At 69.5% G+C, this 20,298-nt stretch carries 15 protein-coding genes; 9 read left to right on the forward strand and 6 right to left on the reverse strand.

The features are described from left to right. Positions 1–42: 42 nt before the first annotated feature. The 4 genes from BLV57_RS17720 to BLV57_RS17735 are packed head-to-tail and all read left to right on the forward strand — an operon-like array spanning position 43 to position 6,986. Complete coding sequence (locus BLV57_RS17720; protein ID WP_143047087.1) at positions 43–1,818, forward strand: hypothetical protein; 1,776 nt, start codon at positions 43–45, stop codon at positions 1,816–1,818. Beyond that, positions 1,815–3,056 carry an SWIM zinc finger family protein gene (locus BLV57_RS17725; RefSeq protein ID WP_091289923.1) on the forward strand — a complete coding sequence of 414 codons (1,242 nt, stop codon included), beginning with the start codon at positions 1,815–1,817 and terminating at the stop codon, positions 3,054–3,056. Before BLV57_RS17720 ends, BLV57_RS17725 begins: the two co-directional genes overlap by 4 nt. A 31-nt stretch (positions 3,057–3,087) precedes the next feature. Further along, on the forward strand, positions 3,088–4,476 hold the full coding sequence (locus tag BLV57_RS17730; protein WP_091290467.1) for a 3' terminal RNA ribose 2'-O-methyltransferase Hen1: 1,389 nt from the start codon (positions 3,088–3,090) through the stop codon (positions 4,474–4,476). Then, a complete protein-coding gene (locus tag BLV57_RS17735) occupies positions 4,473–6,986 on the forward strand; it encodes a polynucleotide kinase-phosphatase (protein WP_091289925.1) in 2,514 nt (837 codons plus the stop codon). Before BLV57_RS17730 ends, BLV57_RS17735 begins: the two co-directional genes overlap by 4 nt. 367 nt (positions 6,987–7,353) lie before the next feature. Here the strand turns inward: BLV57_RS17735 and BLV57_RS17740 are convergent, their stop codons facing one another. The 3 genes from BLV57_RS17740 to mca all read right to left on the reverse strand — a co-directional run bounded on the left by BLV57_RS17740 (position 7,354) and on the right by mca (position 13,145). Next, positions 7,354–11,850, reverse strand: a complete 4,497-nt coding sequence (locus BLV57_RS17740) for a glycoside hydrolase family 2 TIM barrel-domain containing protein (protein ID WP_091289926.1) — start codon at positions 11,848–11,850, stop codon at positions 7,354–7,356. Positions 11,851–11,997: 147 nt separating this feature from the next. After that, a complete protein-coding gene (locus BLV57_RS17745; RefSeq protein ID WP_091289928.1) occupies positions 11,998–12,288 on the reverse strand; it encodes a hypothetical protein in 291 nt (96 codons plus the stop codon). Then, complete coding sequence (gene mca / locus BLV57_RS17750; protein WP_091290468.1) at positions 12,285–13,145, reverse strand: mycothiol conjugate amidase Mca; 861 nt, start codon at positions 13,143–13,145, stop codon at positions 12,285–12,287. Before mca ends, BLV57_RS17745 begins: the two co-directional genes overlap by 4 nt. 164 nt (positions 13,146–13,309) lie before the next feature. On the opposite strand from mca, the gene BLV57_RS17755 reads away from it, so the two are divergent. The 3 genes from BLV57_RS17755 to BLV57_RS17765 all read left to right on the forward strand — a co-directional run bounded on the left by BLV57_RS17755 (position 13,310) and on the right by BLV57_RS17765 (position 15,350). After that, positions 13,310–13,744: a DUF4307 domain-containing protein gene (locus BLV57_RS17755; protein ID WP_245757363.1), complete on the forward strand. Its 435-nt coding sequence runs from the start codon at positions 13,310–13,312 to the stop codon at positions 13,742–13,744. 198 nt (positions 13,745–13,942) lie between these two features. Further along, the gene (gene greA, locus BLV57_RS17760; RefSeq protein WP_091289931.1) at positions 13,943–14,443 is read left to right on the forward strand and encodes a transcription elongation factor GreA; all 501 of its coding nucleotides are present in this window, start codon (positions 13,943–13,945) and stop codon (positions 14,441–14,443) included. A 154-nt stretch (positions 14,444–14,597) separates the two neighbouring features. Continuing rightward, entirely contained in the window at positions 14,598–15,350 is a 753-nt protein-coding gene (locus BLV57_RS17765; protein WP_091289933.1) for an MBL fold metallo-hydrolase, read from the forward strand. A gap of 48 nt (positions 15,351–15,398) precedes the next feature. Here BLV57_RS17765 and BLV57_RS17770 read toward each other — a convergent pair whose 3' ends face one another. Further along, positions 15,399–15,872 carry an Lrp/AsnC family transcriptional regulator gene (locus BLV57_RS17770; RefSeq protein WP_091290469.1) on the reverse strand — a complete coding sequence of 158 codons (474 nt, stop codon included), beginning with the start codon at positions 15,870–15,872 and terminating at the stop codon, positions 15,399–15,401. A 107-nt stretch (positions 15,873–15,979) separates the two neighbouring features. Between BLV57_RS17770 and hppD the strand changes: the two genes are divergently transcribed. Continuing rightward, entirely contained in the window at positions 15,980–17,191 is a 1,212-nt protein-coding gene (hppD, locus tag BLV57_RS17775; RefSeq protein WP_091289934.1) for a 4-hydroxyphenylpyruvate dioxygenase, read from the forward strand. Here hppD and ilvA read toward each other — a convergent pair. Further along, positions 17,188–18,390, reverse strand: a complete 1,203-nt coding sequence (ilvA, locus tag BLV57_RS17780) for a threonine ammonia-lyase (RefSeq protein WP_091290470.1) — start codon at positions 18,388–18,390, stop codon at positions 17,188–17,190. The genes hppD and ilvA overlap by 4 nt on opposite strands. Positions 18,391–18,487: 97 nt before the next feature. Between ilvA and BLV57_RS17785 the strand changes: the two genes are divergently transcribed. After that, entirely contained in the window at positions 18,488–18,760 is a 273-nt protein-coding gene (locus BLV57_RS17785) for a hypothetical protein (protein WP_091289936.1), read from the forward strand. 333 nt (positions 18,761–19,093) lie between these two features. Here the strand turns inward: BLV57_RS17785 and BLV57_RS17790 are convergent, their stop codons facing one another. Beyond that, positions 19,094–20,254, reverse strand: a complete 1,161-nt coding sequence (locus tag BLV57_RS17790; RefSeq protein WP_091289938.1) for a cystathionine gamma-synthase — start codon at positions 20,252–20,254, stop codon at positions 19,094–19,096. Positions 20,255–20,298 lie beyond the last annotated feature (44 nt).

Below are 20,298 nucleotides of genomic sequence, written 5' to 3' on the forward strand. Positions count from 1 at the left end.
TCGTACCCCTCTGAGAGACTTGTCTTGAGTGAAGGGGGAACCATGATGAATCCGTCGGAAACCGCCCTGACCAGCAAGAACGATCGCGATCTTCTCGCGGCGCTCACCTCTACGCACGGCCGCACCGTCCGGGAGGCGGCGGCCGTGCTCGGCGAGCCGGGCCGCCCGCTGGACGTGGCGGCGTTCCTGTCCACCGTGCCCGCCGCGTTGCTCCATCCGGAGAAGATCACGGCGCGGGCGGTGCTCACCCTGCTCGAAAAGGTCGGCGAGGAGGAGCCGATCGGCGCCGCGGTGGCCGCCGCGCGCGCGTTTTCCCATCCCCACGAACAAGTTCAGCGGCACGCGGTCGGCCTCGTACGGCGGCTGGCTGGCGAAACGTGGCCGCCTGAAGTCCGAGCCCAGGTCGGCGCGCTGTCCACGCCGGTGCGCCGCGAACTGGGCCTGGCGCCTGCCGAACGTGACGTCCCGATGGCCTTCCCGCCACCGCCCGCGCCGCGGTCACTGCCGCCGATTCCCCGTACCGCAAGGGAAATCGCCGACGCGGTGACCGAGATCCTCAGTCACACAGCGGATCCGCTGCTGCTGGAGGTCACCGTCACCGGCCTGCTCGGCGCCCGTGACGCCGATCTGGCCGAGCTGCGGCGGCTGCTCGAGCCGTCGTCGCGGGCGCGCCGGGACCACGATCCGGGCTGGAGCTGCCCGGTCGAGCCGTTCATGGATCTGGTGCGGGCGGTGGTCGACGGCGTCGCCCCACCAGCGCCACCGTCGTCGGCCATTCGCGGGGCCCGCTGGTGGCACAGCACGGTCTTCCTGCCACCGAACCCGTTGTCGATCGTGCTGCTGCGTTTGCACGAGCTGGCGAAGATCGTGGCCGAAGGAGGGCGGCCGCTGGTGACGGCGCAGCCGTCTTCGCCGGACGGCAGCGTCGAACCGGGAAGGCGGCTGCCCGGCGCCGAGCAGCCGCTCGAACGGCTGCTGACGTTGCTGCGGACGCCGCCGGAGCATCGCGCCGAGTCGCCGCTGCCTCGCTACGGGATCCAAGTGGTGTGCGGCGAGGTCGCCACGCATCGGTACGCGTCGTCGACCGGCCTGCCCGAGCGCATGGCGGTCGCGCGGCTGACGGCCGGGCTGGGTTCACCGACGCCGTCGGACCCGCGGACATTGCTGGTCGAGTCCGACGATCCGTTGCAGGAGGCCGAACTGCGGCTGTCGCCGAACCGATCGGCGCTGCTGCCGTCGGCGCTGGCGTACTGGCCGCTGGTGCTGCCGTTCGAGCCGGATCTGCTGGCGGCCCATTGGCTGCCGCACGTGTCGTCGGCGGCAGGCGACCGGGACGGTTACGGCGCGGCGACCGCGCTGAACTGGCTCGCCACGGCTCCGGTCGAGCTGGGACCGGCCGGCCCCGCCGCCTTCGCGGTCTCCTTGGGCGCCAAGGAGGTCGCGGCCAGGGTGGCCGCGGCGGAGGCCATCGCCGCACGCTCCGCCGTGTCCACAGTGGACGATATCGGCCTCTCGCTCGCCGAGCTGGTCGGCCGGGGCGTGATCAAGCCGAGCCGGGCGGGCCGGGCGCTCGGCGAGGTGGTCGAGATCGCGCCGAAGGCGGCGTGGCAGATCGCGGCGACGGCGCTGCCGCAGCTGCTGGCGGCGAACACCAGGGACACGCATTTCCTGCTCGCGGCGGCGACCGAGGCCGCGGCGAAGCTGGGCAGCGTAGCCGTGACCAGCGGCGAGCTGGAGGACCTCCTCCTGCGGACCGCGCAGTTCCCCACCCAGCGCGGCCAGGCCGCGCGCAACCTGATCGCCGAGGTGAGCGCATGAGTTTCGACCACACCCACCGCTACCAGGGCGCTTCATCGATCAACGACGACAAGCTGCTGCTGTCGACGGCGGAGCGGGGAGGCGGCCATCCCGAGTTCTTCTCGGGCAGGCTCACCAGCCCGGCCGAGTCGGCGACGGCGCTGCTCGCCGTCGCCGAGGTCGCGGGCAAGCGGTACTACACGCCACCCGCGATGCTCGCCGCGCTCCGGCGGCCCGCCGACCCCGTGGTCACCAGCGACGGGGAACGGCTGCGGTTCGAGTCGTTTTCCGCCTGCTGCGGGGTTTACGCCCGCTACGACCTGCTGGCGGACGGGCTCGACGGCGAGGTGCACGGCACCGGGACCACGAACGTCGACGTCAACGAGCCGCTGCGGAAGGCGCTGACCAGGGTCGGCGCGGCAGGCGAGCTGCGGCTGCACGTCGGGCCGGATCGCATGGTCGCGGTGACCGGTGAGGAGGCGCTGATCGAGAAGCGGGTCCCGCTCCCGCAACGCTGGCTGCGTGGCTTCGCCGAAGTCCAGGCCGCGTCCGCGCGCACCTCGCCGCGGATCGAGGTCAGCTCGGCCGAGGCGGTGCGGTTCCTGCGGGGCCTGCCCCGGCATTCGGGCCGGGCGCCGCTGTGGGCGGTGCAGGCCGGAAGCGGGCTGCGGCTGACCTCCAGGCCGTCACCACGCGCGGTCTGCCTCGCGGGCACCGAACGGCTGCGGGGGCTGCTCCCACTGCTGCGGTTCGTGCGCGGCCTGGTCGTGCACGGGCCGGAGGTCGACGCGAACAGCCAGCCGGCGCCGAGCGTGTGGGAATGGCGGCTCAGCACCGGCCGGGTCGTGCTGGCGCTGAGTCCGGAGCTCTCGCGCGGGTTCTCCGGTGAGGGCGGCGTGCTGTCGTCGTTGAGCGCGGAGGGGCTGACCGACGACGCGGAGCTGATCGCGGCGCTGCGGATCGGCTATGACGTGGCGGAGTCGGCGTACTTCCCGCGTGAGCTGCCGTTCGACCCGGCGAAGATCGAGTCGAAGCATCCTCGGCTCAAGCACGCGCGGCAGCTGGTCGCTGGCGGCCTCGTCCGGTCCGAAGTGGACGGAACGGCGTACGTCCGCAGCGGCGAGCTCGAACACCGGGTGACCGGCACCCGGTGCACGTGCCAGTGGTGGACGCATCACCAAGGCTCGCGCGGCCCGTGCAAGCACGTCCTGGCGGCGAAGATCTACCTCCGTGGAGGACCGATGCAACAAACCGCATGACGGGCGGGTGGTGATCAGTCAGGATCACTGGGTGCTTCTGACGATCACCACCACCCACGGGCCCGCGACGGACCTGGGTTTCCTCCTGCACAAACACCCGGAGAAGGCCCAGTCGTTCACGATCGCGGCCGGCACCGCGCACGTCTTCTACCCGCGGGCGACCGCCGAGCTCTGCACGGCGGCCCTGCTGGTGGAGGTCGACCCGATCGAACTCGTGCGCGGTGGCGCGACCACGCTCACCCAGTACGTGAACGACCGGCCCTACGCCAGCGGCTCGCATCTGGCGGTGGCGCTGCGCGCGGTCTTCGCCACGGCGATGTCGGGCCGCTGCGATTTGCGGCCCGGCCTCGCCGGGCAGGCGATCCCGCTGACGATCCGCGTGCCTTCGCTGACCGCCCGAGGCGGCGCCGAGCTGGTGCACCGGTTGTTCGAGCCGCTGGGCTGGACGGTCGAGACGAAGCCGGTCGTGCTGGACCCGTCGTTCCCGGAGTGGGGCGACTCGCGCTATGTCGACATGTCGATCATGGGCACGGTCCGGCTGGCCGACGCGCTGAAGCACCTCTATGTGCTGATGCCGGCGCTCGATGGCGACAAGCACTACTTCGTCGGGCAGGACGAGGCGGACAAGCTGCTGAAGGTGGGCGAGGGCTGGCTCGGTGAGCACCCGGAACGCGAGCTGATCACCAACCGGTACCTGGAGCGCCGCCGTACCTACGTCCGGTACGCCCTGGAGCAGCTCGCCGAGGCCGACGACATCCCGGCCGAAGCCGAGCCGAAGGTGACCGAGGCCCCCGAGCAGCGCCAGCCGCTCGCGGTGCAGCGCCAGGGCAGCGTCCTCGCGGCACTGCGGGCGGCGGGCGCGCACCGGGTGCTCGACCTCGGGTGCGGTGGCGGCGCGCTGCTGCGCGTGCTGATGGACGACCCGTCGTTCACCGAGATCGTCGGGCTGGACGTCTCGTCGGGCGCGCTCGATTCGGCGGAGCGGCGGCTGAAGCTGGACCGGCTCCCCGAGTTCCAGCGTGCGCGGATCACGCTGCGGCAGTCGGCGCTGACCTATGCCGACCCCTCGCTCGCCGGGTACGACGCGGCGGTGCTGATGGAGGTCATCGAGCACGTCGACGAGGAGCGGCTGCCCGCGCTGGAGCACGCCGTCTTCGCGGTCGCGCGGCCGCGCACGGTCATCGTCACCACCCCGAACTCCGAGTACAACAAGCACTTCGAGTTCTTGCCGGAGCATAGTTTCCGGCACGACGACCACCGGTTCGAATGGACGCGCGCGCAGTTCCGCGAGTGGGCCGAAGGCGTCGCCGCGCGGTGTGGCTACGACGTCCGGTTCCTGCCGGTGGGACAGGAAGACCAAGTTTCAGGACCGCCGACCCAAATGGCGGTCTTCACCGTTCGAGAGGAGGTGGCGGCGTGAAGCTGACCATTCCCGACATGTCCCTCATCGTGCTCGTCGGCGCCTCCGGCTCCGGCAAGTCGACGTTCGCGCGCACCCATTTCAAGCCGACGCAGGTGCTCTCGAGCGACACTTTCCGCGGCCTGGTCTCCGATGACGAGAACGACCAGTCCGCGACGGGCGACGCGTTCGACGCGCTGCACTACGTCGCGGCGAAGCGGCTCGCGGCGGGTCGTGTGACGGTCATCGACGCGACCAACGTGCAGAAGCCGTCGCGGGCGAGCCTGGTCAAGCTGGCCAAGGAACACGACGTGCTCCCGACCGCGATCGTGCTGGACCTGCCCGAGCGGGTTTGCCTGGCGCGCAACGAAGAACGAGCCGACCGGGCCTTCGGCGAGCACGTGATCCGGCGGCAGCGCAACGACCTGCGCCGCTCGCTGAAGTTCCTGCAGAAGGAGGGCTTCCGGCGCGTCCACGTGCTGCGCTCCGAAGAAGAGGTGGCCGAGGCGGAGATCGTCATCGAGCCGCTGCTGAACGACCGGCGTGAGGTCACCGGGCCGTTCGACGTGATCGGTGACGTGCACGGCTGCCGCGAGGAACTCGAAGAGTTGCTGGCGGTGCTCGGCTATGTCCAGGGAGCGGATGGCCTGGCGCACCCCGAGGGCCGCGTCGCGTTGTTCGTCGGCGACCTGGTCGACCGCGGCCCGGACACGCCCGGTGTGCTGCGCCTGGTGATGGACATGGCCGCGAACGGCAGCGCCATGGTCGTCTGCGGCAACCACGAACAGAAGCTCGTCCGCGCGCTGCAAGGCAAGAAGGTGACCGTGCGGCACGGGCTCGCCGAGTCACTGGAGCAACTCGCCGAGCAGGACGAGGAGTTCCGCGCGAAGGCGACCGCGTTCTGCGACGGCCTGGTGGCGCACTACGTCCTCGACGGCGGCAAGCTCGTCGTGGCGCACGCTGGCCTGCCCGAGCGGTTCCACGGCCGCGCTTCGGGGCGGGTGCGCAGCACCGCGCTCTACGGCGACACGACCGGCGAGACCGACGAATACGGCCTGCCGGTCCGGCTGCCGTGGGCGCGTGACTACCGGGGCGCCGCGACCGTCCTCTATGGACACACGCCGACGCTGGACGCCGAGTGGGTCAACAACACCATGTGCCTGGACACCGGGTGCGTGTTCGGCGGCAAGCTGACCGCGCTGCGCTACCCCGAGCGGGAAGTCGTCTCGGTCAAGGCCAAGAAGGTCTGGTACGAGCCGGTGCGGCCGCTCGGCCCCGGCACTCCGACCCGTCCGCACGCCGTGCTGGAGCTGGGCGACGTCACGGGCAAGCGGATCGTGGAGACCCGGCACCACGGCCGGGTGGGAGTGTCGGCCGAGCAGTCGGCGGCGGCGCTCGAGGTGATGAGCCGGTTCGCGCTCGACCCGCGCTGGCTGCTCTACCTGCCCCCGACCATGGCGCCGAGTGCGACGTCCGAGCAGGACGGCTACCTCGAGCACCCGGAGGAGGCGTTCGCCGAGTTCCGCGCGGCCGGCGTGCAGTCGGTGGTGTGCGAAGAAAAGCACATGGGCTCGCGTGCCGTCGTGCTGGTGTGCCGTGACGAGACGGTCGCGCCCGCGCGCTTCGGCATCGAGGGCGGCGGCGCCGTCTACACGCGCACCGGCCGTCCGTTCTTCGCGCCGGACCAGAACGCCCAGCTGCTCGACCGCGTCCGCGCGGCCGTCGGCGCGGCCGGTCTCTGGGAGGAGCTCGAGTCGGACTGGCTGCTGTTCGACGCCGAGCTGCTGCCATGGAGCGTCAAGGCGGGCTCGCTGATCGCCGACCAGTACGCGTCGGTCGGCGCGGCCGCCCAGGCCGTGCTGCCCGCCGCCGTCAGCGAATTGGCCGCGGCGGCCGAGCGTGGCGTCGACGTCACCGCACTGCTCGACCGCACCCGCCTGCGTTCGTCGGACGCGGACGCCTACCGCGACGCTTATCGCCGCTACTGCTGGCCGACGAACGGTCTCGACGGTGTCCAGCTGGCCCCGTTCCAGCTACTCGCCTCGGAAAAGGCCGCGCACCAAGAGCGTCCGCACGCCTGGCACCTCGCACTGGCGACCCGGCTGGCGGAAGCGGACGGCGACCTGTTCAAGCTGACCGGCACCCGCCTGGTCGACACCACCGACACCGCCTCCGTCGCCGAAGGCACCCGCTGGTGGCTGGACCTGACCGAAGCCGGCGGCGAAGGCATGGTCGTGAAGCCCGCGGCCAACCTGACTCGCGGCACCCGCGGCCTGGTGCAGCCGGGCGTGAAGGTCCGCGGCCGCGAATACCTGCGCATCATCTACGGCCCCGACTACACCCTCGAGGAGAACCTGACCCGCCTCCGCAAACGCGGCCTCAACCGCAAGCGTTCCCTCGCCCTGCGCGAATACGCCCTCGGCCTCGAAGCCCTGGACCGCGCCGCCCGAGGCGAGCCACTGTGGCGCGTCCACGAGTGCGTCTTCGCGGTGCTGGCGATGGAGTCGGACCCGGTCGACCCCCGCCTCTAAACCCCCGTCTACCAGCCAAAACCGCCCAACCCCAGCCCCCACCCTCCCGGGGGCTCCCCTGCAACCATCGTATCGCGCCGGGGAGCGGGAGTCGGGTTTCAAGATCAACATTGGGCCGGTTGTCCACAGTCGGCGAGTCTTGTGGACAACCGGCATAAGTTGATCTTGGATGGCCGGAACTGTCGGAGGTGCGAGATAGCGTGGATCTCGGGGGACCTTCAGCGAGGAGGTCGGCCAGTTCTGGCCGGAACGAGCGGGGCTTATGTCACGCTCAGCGTCACATGAGTGGCGTTTGTGTGGTCAGCGAAGGCGTGAATGGAGGAATCTGGTCGCCCAGCGGCCAGATTCCTCCACTCACGACCCACCGCTAGGGCGAGCAGCGGAGCGAGGCTGCGCCCCAGTCCGCGTGGTCCCAGGCGTTTCCGTCGCCGCCGTCGGTCACGCGCAGGCGCAGGGTGCGGACGCCGGTGACGTCGACGGAGACCGGGAGCGCCGCCGCGCCGCCCGCGATCGGGTCGGAGGCGAAGCGGCGCTGGTCGTCGCCGTAGACCTCGAAGGTGACCCGTCCTTGGCCGCTGGTCTCGTCGTCGATACCCGCCGAGGCCGTGAAGGACGTGCAGCGGCCGCCCAGGTAGACGTCCACAATGGACTCCGCGTGGACGCCGACACCGGTCGGGTAGGCGACGCCCGCGATGCGCATCGGGGCGCCGTCGCCGCCGGAGTTCTCGCCGTTGCTCTGGTCGCGTTCGACCGGGCCCCAGCCGTTCTGGGCCGTCAAGAACTCCAGCTTGGAGACGGCGACGTCACCACGCGGCGCCGGTGGCATGCCGGTGAGCTGCAACTCCGCGTTGGCCGTCACCTTTCGGCCGGAGACCGAGCCGGTCACTTCGGCGGTGACCGGACGGCGGCCGCCCGGTGAGTCGGGGCCGCGCGTGACGGTGACCGGCACCGAAGCCGAAGCGCCCGGCGCGATGCGGCCGAGCGTGCCCGACGACGACGCGGTCCAGCCCTGCGGCGCCTGCACCCGCGCGGCCGCGTTGTCGAGCGGGACCGGGCAGGGATTGGTGACGGTCAGCGTGGCCGTCGCCGTGCCGCCCGCTTCGATCGTGTCGGACGAACCTGCGAGCCGGGCGTCGGGTACGCAGACGAACGGGCCGGACGGTGTGCCGTCGCGGACCTCGGCGCGGGACAGGGGCCGCAGGGTCACCGAGTAGGCGTACTCGCCGTCGGGGCGGGTGCGGTACTCCGGCAGCGGCGGGTGGAACGTCTCGCTGACACCGCTGACCTCGTGGCTCACGTGCAGCGTGGTCCACCCGGGATTGCGCCGCAGCGCGAACGGGTACGCGGCGCGTTCGAGATCGTCGTACGGGCTGACCGCGACCTGCAGATCACCCGCGACCATCAGGCCGCCGGTGCGGCCGTCGGTGAGGGTGGCCCAGCGGACGTCGCCGTGGTTGCCGTAGTCCTGCGGGCGGTAGTAGTCGACGTACTGTTCGTCCACTGTGGACGAGTAGACGCCGATCGGGCTGCCTTCGGCGCGGTCGTTGTAGTTCTCGGCCGGCCCGCGGCCGTAGTAGCCGAACCGCTGGAACTCCGCCGGAATCCGCAGCGAGAAGCCGACACGCGGCAGATACGGCACCCCGCGCACGTCGCCCTGCGGGTCGACGCGGTGCTGGATGCGCACCTCACCGGTGCCGGAGACGCGATAGGTCATCGTCTGCGCCACCGAGGCGCCGGGCACCGCGGACGCGGACGACTTCACCGTCACCGAGACCTCGTCGCGGCCAGGCTCCACCTTGACGTCCGAGACGCTGGTCGTCAGCCGGTCGAGACCGGCCTTCCGCCACGACGCGTCTTCCGAATACATCTCGTTCGCGACCGGCGCGCGCCACACGTCCAGCGCGGGCCCGCCCTTGAGCAGTTCCGTGCCACGGACCCGCATCGACGTCAGCGAGCCCTTCTCGAAGCGGTACTGGAAGTCCTTTCCGGACACCACCGCCGTGTCGCCGGTCTGCTTGACGTCCACCGCGCCGCCCGGCTCCGGCGACGCGACGCCGGTGATCTGCTTGCCGTTGACGAACTGTCCGAACGCGACGATCGATCCGGCGGAAGACCAAGCGGTGGCTGACTTCTGCACCGCTTGAACGGTGACCGTGCGCTCGATGTTGTCCGGGTTCGGCGGCAGCGCGGGCCGGCGCACGACGGCGGTTTCCCCGGCGGCGAGACGCAAGGGCAGCGTTCCGCTCGCGATCACGCGGCCCGCTTCCTCCGCCTTCCAGGCGAACCGCAGATCGTCGGTGCCCGCGAACGCGCGCTCGTTGGTCACCTTGATGCCGTCCGGGGTTTCGGCGAACCGGATCGGCGCGTGCACCCACGCCAGCTGCGCGGTCTCCGGCTGCAGCGACCGCTCCGGCCCGACGACACCGTCGACACCGCCCATCCCGGCGCCGTAGGACAAATACGTCCCGCGGTCGTCAACACGGTCGAAGTCCAGTGCCAGCAACGCATTTGACTTTGGATCCGCAGCGAGCTCGGCCGGGGTCAACACCTTGTGGTAGACGCGGACCTCGTCGATCACGCCGTGTGCCATGCGCGTGGTCGACCATTCCTGCATGGAGTCGGCGTTGCGGCCGACGTTGACCGCGTGCGGGTCGCGGCCGATCGTGCCGGTCCAGTCGGCCGACGCGACCTCGGCGCCGTCGAGCAGGAGCCGCACGGTCTTGCCGTCGAAGGTGCCCGAGACGCGGTGCCAGTTGTCGTACCAGTTCGCGGGCACGGTCACGCGCGCGGCATGCCCGGCGACCGTGAATTCCAGTGTCTTCGCGTCGGCCATGCGCAGCGAGTACTGATTTCCCTTTGCCAGCACCGTGAAATCGCCGGACCAGGCGACGGGCTTCACCCAGGCGTCCGCGGTCAGCGCGTCCGACACCTCGTCCAGCCGCCGGTCGCGGTAGACCTCCACGAAGTCGTCGAGACCGGACAACGACAGCGCCTTGCCACGATGACCGTCCACTTGCGACGGCATGCCGGTCAGCCAGGAGAGGATCCCGCTCGGCGACGAATCCGGAGTGGTGCGCAGCGGCAGGCGGATGTTCTGCTCGGCCCAATCCCAGATGAACCCGCCCTGCGCGGACGGATTGCGCCGGATGACATCCCAGAACTCACGGAAACCACCGAGACTGTTGCCCTGCGCGTGCTCGTACTCGCCCATGATGATCGGCTTGGTGGTCGTCTTCACCGCTTCTTCGAGACCGGGACGCCCCTCGCCCGTCTTGAACGGCGTCGAGTACCGCGGCCCCGCGATGTCGGCGAACGGCGCGTCGCCATCCGGCCAGTTCGACTGGTGATACAGCGGGCGGCTCGGCTCGTTCTTGCGGGTCCAGTCGGCCATCGCGAAGTGCGCCTTGCCGAGCCCTGCCTCGTTTCCGGTGTCCCACATGAAAACGCTCGGGTGGTTCTTGTCGCGCTCGACCATCGCGACGTAGCGATCCATGAACGCCGTCTGCCACTCGGGGCGCTCGGCCAGGCAGTCGTTGGGGCAGCTGTCGTGATGATGCGTCTCGATGTCGACCTCGTCGTCGATCCACATCCCGTGCCGGTCGGCCATGTCGTACAGCGACGGGTCGCTCGGGTAGTGCGAGGTGCGGATGGCGTTGACGTTGAGCTGCTTCATCAGCTTGACGTCTTGCCAGGTCTCCTCGCGTGTCACGTGCCTGCCGCCGCGCGCGCTCGTCTCGGCGCGGTTGACGCCCTTGACGAGGATGCGCTTGCCGTTGACCAGCATCTGCTTGTCGCGGATCTCGATCTTGCGGAATCCGGCGGGCTGACTGGTCACCTGCGTGACCTGGCCGTTCGGATCGAGCAGTTCGACGACCACGGTGTAGAGGTCGGGTGTCTCGTCGGACCACTTGGCCGGGTTGGCCACGGGCGCGCTCAGCTTCGCCGTCTCACCCGCTGCGTCCGCGGTCGTGCTCACCACGGGTTTGCCCGCGGCGTCGTGCAAGGTCGCCCGCACGCGATAGGTACCCGTGTCTTTACGGCGCAGTTCGACGTCGACGCCGAGCGTGCCGCCGCGGTACTGCGCGTCCAGCTCCGCGCGGACGCCGATGTCCTGCACGAAGGTCTGCGGCGTCGAGTAGACGTTCACCGAGCGGAAGATGCCCGCGAAGCGCCACTGGTCGTAGTCCTCGAGGTGCGCGCCGGAGCCCCAGCGGTGCACCTGCACGGCGATCGTGTTGCGCCCCGGGTGCAGCTTGTCGGTGATCTCGAACTCGGCAGGCGAATAGCCGCCCTGGTCGTAGCCGGCGTACTTGCCGTTGACCCAGACGAAGTAGCCGCTGGTCACGCCCTCGAACCGGAGGAACTCGCGGCGGCCCCGCCAGTCGGCGGGCAGGTCGAAGCCACGCACGTAGGCGCCGGTCGGGTTGACGTCGTGCGGCACGGCCGGCGGCTTGTCCGGCCACATCTCGGTGGGGATGTTGCGGAAGATCGGGTGGTCGAGGCCGTCGGTCTGCCAGGTGTGCGGCACCGACACCGTGCGCCAGCCGGAGGTGTCGTAACCCTCCGCGTAGAACCCCGCGGGCACCTGCTCCGGCCGGTCGGACATGTGGATGCGCCACGCGCCGTCCAGCGACCGGGACCAGCGGCCCGCGCTGACATCGTTGTCGGCGGCCATGGCTTGCCGGGTGTCGTCGTATTGACGAAGCCCCGCGTGGTGCGGCTCTTGACCCTCGCCGACCATTTGCGGGTTTTCGAGGTAGTCGTAGACATTGCCCGGCGGGCCGGCGGCGGCGACCGACGGCAGCACGGGCGCGGCGGCGATCAGGATCGCGGAAAGTACGGGCAGGGACCATCGGCGGCGCATGGACGAACCTCGATTCCCACAGTGTCACCAGATTCGCACGCTCAGTAAGCGCACAAAAAGCGACATTAGGGAACCGAACTGATCAGAATCAATGATCAGTCCGCGTTCTGTCCGTTTTCTGACAGTCCTTATGACCCCGATGGCCGGTCAGGACTTGTGGTCGGTCTTCTCCGAAGGCTCAGCAGAGTCAGCGGGCTCGGCCTGCTCCTCCGGCTTGTCGAAGCTCTCCGGCACGCGCTTGAGGTGCTTGGTCATCGACCGCACCAGGAACGCGACCGCGATGAGGAACAGGATCAGCACCAGCAGCCCGACCGGTGACGACTTCCCGAAGTCCTCGCCCTGCCCGCCCTTGTCGCCGCCGCCCGGCTGCTGCTGGGTGAACACCAGCGCGGCCGAGGTCAGCGGCAGGACGGCGAAGGACGGCAACGCGGCACTCATGTGCCCACCTTCTCCCTGATTCCGGCGAACAGATCATCCTCCGGCAGTGTGCTGTCCACCAGTGAGCGGACCAGCTCGTACTCCTCGGTCGGCCAGGTCGCGCGCTGGATGTCACGCGGGACGGCGAACCAGCGGCTCTCCGGGTCGATCTGGGTGGCGTGCGCCTTGAGCGCCTCGTCACGCGCCTCGAAGAAGTCCCCGCATTCGACGCGGGTGGTCACGCGCTCCATGACGTCGGCCTTGTCCGGGTCCCACTTCTCCAGCCACTCCGCGTACGGCGACTCGATGCCCGCCTCGGTCAGCGCCTCGTGGAAGGCGACCATCCTGGCCCGCGAGAAGCCGTGGATGTAGTAGAGCTTCAGCGGCTGCCACGGGTCACCGGCGCCGGGGAACCGGTCCGGCTCGGCGGCGGCGTCGAACGCGGCCATCGAGATCTCGTGGGTGCGGATGTGATCCGGATGCGGATAGCCGCCGTTCTCGTCGTAAGTGAGGATGACGTGCGGGCGGAATTCGCGGATCGCGCGGACGAGCGCCTCGGTGGACTCCTCGAGCGGGACCACCGCGAACGAGCCCTCGGGGACCGGGGGCAGCGGGTCGCCCTCCGGCAGGCCGGAGTCGACGAAGCCGAGCCACTTGTGCTGCACGCCGAGGATCTTGGCGGCGCGCGCCATCTCCTCGCGGCGGATCTCGGTCATGTTGGCGAGCACTTCCGGCCGGTCCATCGCCGGGTTGAGCACGCTGCCCGCCTCGCCGCCGGTGCAGGTGACGACCAGCACCTCGTGTCCCTCGGCGGCGTACTTCGCCATGGTGGCGGCGCCCTTGCTCGACTCGTCGTCCGGGTGTGCGTGCACGGCCATCAGGCGCAACTTCTGGTCAGTTCCCACCACGACGCCAACGACCCCTTCTCTTCAGGTATTCCGGCACCCCCATGGGCACCCGCCCGCCCCCGCGCGGATACTCGGGGCAGACGTTTCAGCTCCATTGTCCTCATCAGTACGACAACTTCGATCGGAGGCCCTGGTTGGGCGCCGAAACCGCCGTCCCGGCCCGGCCGGAAGGCCGCTACGGACCCACGCGCGGCGCGAAACCGCGCCCGTGGGGACGACGGCTGTTCGGGATCATCGCGGTGGCGGTCAGCCTGGGTGTGGCCTATGTCGCTTACGCCAACCTCGGCACGGCGCCGATCGAGGCCCAGCGGGTCGGCTTCTCGGTCAAACCGGACAACGCGATTGAAATCGTCATGGATGTCACACGGGACGAGCCCGGCAGGCCGGGGGTGTGCATCGTGCGCGCCCGCGACCTGAGCGGGGCGGAGAGCGGACGGCGGGAGGTCCTCGTCCCGGCGGGCGGCGGGACCACGCGCCTCACCGCGGTCATCCGCAGTGTCGGCGAGCCGGTCACGGCGGATATTTTCGGCTGCTCATACGACGTACCACGCTACCTGTCAACCTCATAGCGGCCAACGGGGTGAAACGCGCGCTCAACGCCTGAGAACAGGCCAATGGAGCGGCGTCGGACAGTCGCGTCGTGTTATCCTGATCTACCGGCACGGCCCACGACGGGCCGTGTTTTTCCTTTATCTCAGCCACGCGTGCAAGCCATGCGCGCGTGGAGGCCGGCTTGTATACCCAAGCCTGGCAGGCCCAACGAGGAGATGGTGACCGTGAGCGACACCAAGGTGACCTGGCTGACTCAGGATGCCTACAACAGGCTCAAGCACGAGCTCGACGAGCTCATCGAGCAACGTCCGGTCATCGCAGCGAAGATCAATGACAGCCGGGAAGAGGGCGACCTCAAGGAGAACGGTGGCTACCACGCCGCCCGCGAGGAGCAGGGCCAGCACGAGGCCCGGATCCGCCACCTCCAGGAACTCCTGCGCGCGGCCAAGGTGGGCGAAGCGCCCGCCAACGACGGCATCGCCGAGCCCGGCAAGATCCTGACCGTCCGCTACGAAGGTGACGACGAAGACGAGCAGTTCCTGCTCGCCACCCGCGAAGAGGGAGCTCAGGGCGAGCTGGACGTCTACTCGCCCGAGTCGCCGCTCGGCAAGGCGCTGCACGGCGCCAAAGAGGGTGAGACCCGCGAATACGCACTGCCCAACGGCAGCCTCCAGAAGGTGACGCTGGTCAAGGCGGTGCCCTACACCGGTAACTGATCCGGTAACCCACACCTGCGATGCCCGGCCATGGTCTGACCATGGCCGGGCTTGCATGTGCACCTGGGTTTGGCCCAGGCCGAAAGCAAAGCCAAGCGTGCATGTGTATGGCTAATCTTTCGCTGTGAACCTTCCGATCTGCGCTACCTGCGGGATGCAGTACGCCGCGCCGCGGGCCGACTGCCCCATCTGTGAAGACGACCGCCAATGGGTGCCCGAGTCCGGGCAGCAGTGGACCGACCTCGAGACGCTCCGCGCCGGCGAGTACCGGGTCCGTGCCGAAGAAGAGGGCGAAGGCGTGATCGGCCTCGGCGCCGAGCCGCGGTTCGCGATCGGCGAGCGCGCGCTGCTGGTCAAGGCCGAGGGCGGCAACTTCCTCTGGGACTGCTTCGCCTACCTCGACGAGGACGTCGTCGCCAAGGTGGCCGAACTCGGTGGCATCACCGGGATCGCGGTCAGCCACCCGCACTACTACACGACCATGGTCGAGTGGGCGCACACCTTCGACGTGCCCGTCTACCTGCACGAGAACGACCGGCAGTGGATCGGCAGGCCCGATCCGTCGCTCGAGCTGTGGAGCGGCAGCAAGCTCGACGTCGCGCCCGGGCTGACGCTGCTCAACCTCGGCGTGCACTTCGCGGGCGGCACGGTCATGCACTGGGACCGCGGCGCGCTGTTCAGCGGCGACATCGTGCAGGTCATCCCCGACCGGTCGCACGTCGGGTTCATGTACAGCTACCCGAACTACATCCCGGAGCGGCCGGAGATCGTCCGGCACGCGGCCGAGCTGCTGGAACCGTACGAGTACGAGCAGATCTACGGCGCCTGGTGGGGCGCGGTCGTGCGCTCGGACGGAGCCGCGATCGTGCAGAAGTCCGCGCAGCGCTACCTCAAGCACGTCCTCTGACGACCGGGGGTCGTGAGTGTTGCGGCCGGTTAGAACCGGCCGGAACACTCACGACTCGCGCGCGGTGCGTTCGAGGAGGGGGCGGACGCGGGGCGGGACCGGGGTCGACAGCGCGATCGAGGTCGAGGTGCGCAGCACGTCGGGGACGCTGACCACCTCGTCGATCACGCGCTGGAGGTCGTCGTGGGTGCGGGCGACCATGCGGACGAAGAGGTCGCCCTGGCCGGTGGTCGCGTGGACCTCGCAGACCTCGTTGATCGCGGACAGCGCGGCGGACACCTCCGAGCGGCGGCCCTGGGCGATTTCGAGTACCGCGAACGCGGTGAGGCCGTAGCCCATCGCGGCGAGGTCGAGGTCCGGCGGGAAGCCCTTGAGGATGCCGCGGGCGGTCAGCCGGTCGAGGCGGGCTTGGATGGTTCCGCGCGCCACCCCGAGCCTGCGCGCACATTCGAGCACGCCCAAGCGGGGTGAGTCGGTGAGCAGCAGCAGGAGGCGCGCGTCGAGCGCGTCCAGTTCGGGCATACGCAGATTGTCCACTATGACAGCGTTTCCCCCAACCAGACTGGGCAGATTGCCCAGTGAAATCGACAGCCATTGCCCATCCTGACCGGTGGTCTCATCCTTCGGGTATGACGCACACACTCGATCCCGCCAGCGAAAGCGCCGCCGTTCTCGACGACGTCAGCTACGACCAGCTGCGTCAGCTCGTCGGACTCGTCGATCACGACGAGTCGCGTGACCCGTTCCCCGTCAAGGCGATGGACGCCGTCGTGTTCGTCGCGGGCAACGCGACCCAGACCGCGTGGTTCTACCAGGTCGCGTTCGGCATGCGGCTGATCGCGTACTCCGGCCCCGAGACCGGCCACTACGACCGCAAGTCGTACGTGCTGAAGTCCGGCTCCGCGCGCTTCGTGATCAGCGGCGGCGTGCGCCCCGACTCCGCGCTGCTCGACCACCACCGCCGTCACGGCGACGGCGTCACCGACCTGGCGCTCGAGGTGGCCGACGTCGACAAGTGCGTCGAGCACGCCCGCTCGCAGGGCGCGACCATCCTCGAGGAGCCGCACGACGTCTCCGACGAGCACGGCACCGTCCGCATGGCCGCGATCGCCACCTACGGCGAGACGCGCCACTCGCTGATCGACCGGTCGCGCTACACCGGCATCTACCTGCCCGGCTACGAGCCCCGCGAGAGCGCGGTCAAACGCCCCGAGGGCGCGCCGAAGCGGCTGTTCCAGGCCATCGACCACTGCGTCGGCAACGTCGAGCTCGGCAAGATGGACTACTGGGTCGACTGGTACCACCGCGTCATGGGCTTCGTGAACATGGCGGAGTTCGTCGGCGACGACATCGCCACCGACTACTCGGCGCTGATGAGCAAGGTCGTCTCGAACGGCAACCACCGCGTCAAGTTCCCGCTCAACGAGCCGGCGATCGCGAAGAAGAAGTCGCAAATCGACGAGTACCTCGAGTTCTACGGCGGCGCGGGCTGCCAGCACATCGCGCTCGCGACGAACGACATCATCGCGACCGTGAACGCCATGCGCGCGGCGGGCATCGAGTTCCTGGAGACGCCCGACTCCTACTACGACGACCCCGAGCTCCGCGCCCGCATCGGCGAGGTCCGCGTCCCGATCGAGGTGCTCAAGGAGCACCGCATCCTGGTCGACCGGGACGAGGACGGCTACCTGCTGCAGATCTTCACCAAGCCGATCGGCGACCGCCCGACCGTGTTCTACGAGATGATCGAGCGCCACGGCTCGCTCGGCTTCGGCAAGGGCAACTTCAAGGCCCTCTTCCAGGCGATCGAGCGCGAGCAGGAGCGTCGCGGGAACCTCTAAACCACCGTGTACCCCGCGGCCTGGAGCGCACGCGCGACTTCTTCGCAGTGCTCCGGGCCGCGGGTTTCCAGCGCGAGCGAGATGTCGACCTCGCCGATCGCGAGCGCGCCCGAAATCCGGGAATGCTCGACGTCGATCACGTTGACGCCCATGGAACTCACCCGCGACAGCACCGCGACCAGTGAGCCCGGCCGGTCCGGGACCCGCAGGCGGAGCTTGAGATAACGCCCGCCGTCGGTCATGCCGCGCTGGATGATCTGCAGCAACAGCAACGGATCGACGTTCCCGCCCGACAGGATGGCCACGATCGGCGGCGTGAACGCGCCGGGGTGCTGCATCAGGGCGGCGACGACGGCCGCGCCAGCCGGTTCGACGACCAGCTTGCGGCGCTCCAGGCACAACAGCACCGCGCGGGACAAGGATTCCTCGGTCACCGTCACGACTTCGTCGACCAGATCGGCGACGTGTGCGTAGCTGACCTTGCCTGGCTCACCGACCGCGATGCCGTCGGCCATGGTGTGCATTTCCTTGAGTCGTATCGGTTTTCCGGCCGCCAGCGACGCCGGATAAGCCGCGGCGTCCTGCGCCTGGACGCCGACCACACGCACTCCGGGCCGTGTCGCCTTGACGGCCGCTGCGACGCCGCCGACCAGGCCACCACCGCCCGTCGCGACCAGGATGGTCTCGACGTCGGGGACCTGCTCGAGGATCTCCAGTCCGACCGTGCCCTGCCCGGCGATGATGTCCTCGTGGTCGAAGGGGTGGATGAAGACCGCGCCCGTGCGCTCCCCGAACGCGATGGCCTCGGCGAGCGTCTCCTCCAGCACCGCGCCGTGCAGGTGGACGTCGGCGCCGTAGCCCTTGGTCGCGGCCAGTTTCGGCAGCGGCGCGCGCTCCGGCATGAAGACCGTCGACTTGGCTCCCAGCAAGGAAGAAGCCAGCGCGACACCCTGCGCGTGATTGCCAGCGCTCGCCGCGACGACGCCGCGCGCACGCTCCTCTTCGGACAGTCCGTGGATGCGGGTGTACGCGCCCCTGATCTTGAACGAGCCGGTGCGCTGGAGGTTCTCGCACTTCAGGTACACCGGGCCACCATGCAGGCTCCGCAGGTCGCTGGCGTGTTCCATCGGCGTTTTACGGGTCACTCCCTCGAGCAGCTTCCTGGCTTGAAGGATCTGCTCGATGCTCACCAGTCGCATGGGGCGGATCATGCCATTTCACAGGCTCCTCACATAACAAGGAAGTGAGGTCCGGGTATCCTTGGCTACGGCAACGATCGGTGATCCGGGAGTGACAATGGCACGGGGGAACGAAACGGGCGTACCGCGCCGGCTGCGCACGACCCGTTCGGCCGGTGTCGTTCCCCTGGTCGCGGCGGTCGCTTCGGCACTCGCGCTGACCGGGGCCGCCGTGTACACCGTCGACCACGCGACCTGCGGGGTTCCGGCCCAGTACATCCGCCACGACAACCACGTCGAGCTGGTCGGCGGCTGCGTCGACGGCTCCGAGGTCGACGCGCCCGCGCACCCCGCGCCCGCCGAGAACGCGTCCGGCGACTACAGCCGCTAGACACCACGAAGGCCCCCTTTCGCCTGGCGAAAAGGGGCCTTCGTCTGTCAGGTCTGGTTGAGGGAAAACCCATATGTGGCGTGCTCGTGGACTCGGCCTGGGTGAGGCCCTGGGGTCGTGAGTGTTGCGGGCGGTTCTAGCGGACCGGCGCTTGGCTACCTACCGCCCAAGTCTCAGTGCGAGTGGAAGGTTTGCTGCGTTGGATGCAGAAAATCTTCCACTCGCTCGGGCTCGTCCGCCGTGGCACGTGACAACCCACGCACCCAACAGGTCGTGAGTGTTTTGACCGGTTCTAACCGGCCGTACCACTCACGACCCCCATGGCCCTTGCCCTCAAGAGCCCAGCGCGGCGCGCAGGTCCGCGACGAGGTCGCGGCCGTCTTCGATGCCGACCGAGAGGCGCAGCAGGTTCGACGGGACCTCCAGCGTGGAGCCCTCGGTGCTGGCGTGGGTCATCTTGCCGGGGTGCTCGATCAGCGACTCGATGCCGCCGAGCGACTCGGCGAGGATGAACAGCTTCGTCCGCGCGGCGACGTCCAGCGCGGCCTGCTCACCGTCGACGTGGGTGAACGAGACCATGCCGCCGAACCGGCGCATCTGCTTGGCGGCGATCTCGTGCCCGGCGTGGTCGGTCAGGCCCGGGTAGTAGACCGTCGACACCTTCGGGTGCGCGGCCAGCATCTCGACGATCCGCTCGGCGTTGTCGCTGTGCCGGTCCATGCGCAGCGCCAGCGTCTTCATGCCGCGCAGGGTGAGCCACGCGTCGAACGGGCCGGGCACGGCGCCTGCGGCGTTGCGGATGAAGAACAGCTCCTCGCGCAGCTCGTCCTCGTTGATCACCACGGCGCCGCCGACGACGTCGGAGTGCCCGCCGATGTACTTGGTGGTCGAGTGCAGCACGATGTCCGCGCCCAGCGCGAGCGGGTTCTGCAGGTACGGCGTGGCGAAGGTGTTGTCGATGACCAGCCGCGCGCCGGCACTGTGCGCGACACCGCCGAGCGCGGCGATGTCGGCGATGCCGAGCATCGGGTTGCTGGGCGTCTCGCACCAGATGAGCTTGGTCTCGGGCCGGATAGCGGCCCTGACCTCGTCGATCTTGGACAGGTCGGCGACCGTGTGCTCGATGCCCCAGAGGCTCAGCACCTTGTCGATCAGCCGGAACGTGCCGCCGTACGCGTCGTTGCCGAGCACCAGGTGGTCGCCGGGGCGCAGCACGGTGCGCAGCACGGCGTCGGTCGCGGCCATGCCGGAGGCGAACGCGAGCGCGTGGCGTGCGCCTTCGAGCGCGGCCAGTGCCTCTTCGAGCGCGCTGCGGGTCGGGTTCGCGGTGCGCGAGTACTCGAAGCCGCCCTCACGGAGACCGCCGACGCCGTCCTGGGCGTACGTCGAAGTCTGGTAAATCGGCACGATCACCGCGCCCGTCCTCGGATCGGGCGCCTGACCGGCGTGGATGGCGCGCGTTTCGAAACCGAGCGCCGAGAAGTCATCGACCATACGGACCAGCGTACGGCCCGTGACCCGTCATCCCGACAGGTGGG

It is taken from the genome of Amycolatopsis xylanica (assembly GCF_900107045.1).
Classification (GTDB): Bacteria; Actinomycetota; Actinomycetes; order Mycobacteriales; family Pseudonocardiaceae; genus Amycolatopsis; species Amycolatopsis xylanica.

What these genes read in the sequence shown, in the direction of transcription:
- ilvA (WP_091290470.1), bottom strand. Translation starts at nt 18,390, where the DNA reads ATGCGACTGGTGAGCATCGAGCAGATCCTTCAAGCCAGGAAGCTGCTC.
- BLV57_RS17725 (WP_091289923.1), top strand. Translation starts at nt 1,815, where the DNA reads ATGAGTTTCGACCACACCCACCGCTACCAGGGCGCTTCATCGATCAAC.
- BLV57_RS17745 (WP_091289928.1), bottom strand. Translation starts at nt 12,288, where the DNA reads ATGAGTGCCGCGTTGCCGTCCTTCGCCGTCCTGCCGCTGACCTCGGCC.
- BLV57_RS17740 (WP_091289926.1), bottom strand. Translation starts at nt 11,850, where the DNA reads ATGCGCCGCCGATGGTCCCTGCCCGTACTTTCCGCGATCCTGATCGCC.
- mca (WP_091290468.1), bottom strand. Translation starts at nt 13,145, where the DNA reads ATGGCCGTGCACGCACACCCGGACGACGAGTCGAGCAAGGGCGCCGCC.
- BLV57_RS17720 (WP_143047087.1), top strand. Translation starts at nt 43, where the DNA reads ATGATGAATCCGTCGGAAACCGCCCTGACCAGCAAGAACGATCGCGAT.
- BLV57_RS17770 (WP_091290469.1), bottom strand. Translation starts at nt 15,872, where the DNA reads ATGCCCGAACTGGACGCGCTCGACGCGCGCCTCCTGCTGCTGCTCACC.
- greA (WP_091289931.1), top strand. Translation starts at nt 13,943, where the DNA reads ATGGTGACCGTGAGCGACACCAAGGTGACCTGGCTGACTCAGGATGCC.
- BLV57_RS17785 (WP_091289936.1), top strand. Translation starts at nt 18,488, where the DNA reads ATGGCACGGGGGAACGAAACGGGCGTACCGCGCCGGCTGCGCACGACC.
- hppD (WP_091289934.1), top strand. Translation starts at nt 15,980, where the DNA reads ATGACGCACACACTCGATCCCGCCAGCGAAAGCGCCGCCGTTCTCGAC.
- BLV57_RS17765 (WP_091289933.1), top strand. Translation starts at nt 14,598, where the DNA reads ATGCAGTACGCCGCGCCGCGGGCCGACTGCCCCATCTGTGAAGACGAC.
- BLV57_RS17790 (WP_091289938.1), bottom strand. Translation starts at nt 20,254, where the DNA reads ATGGTCGATGACTTCTCGGCGCTCGGTTTCGAAACGCGCGCCATCCAC.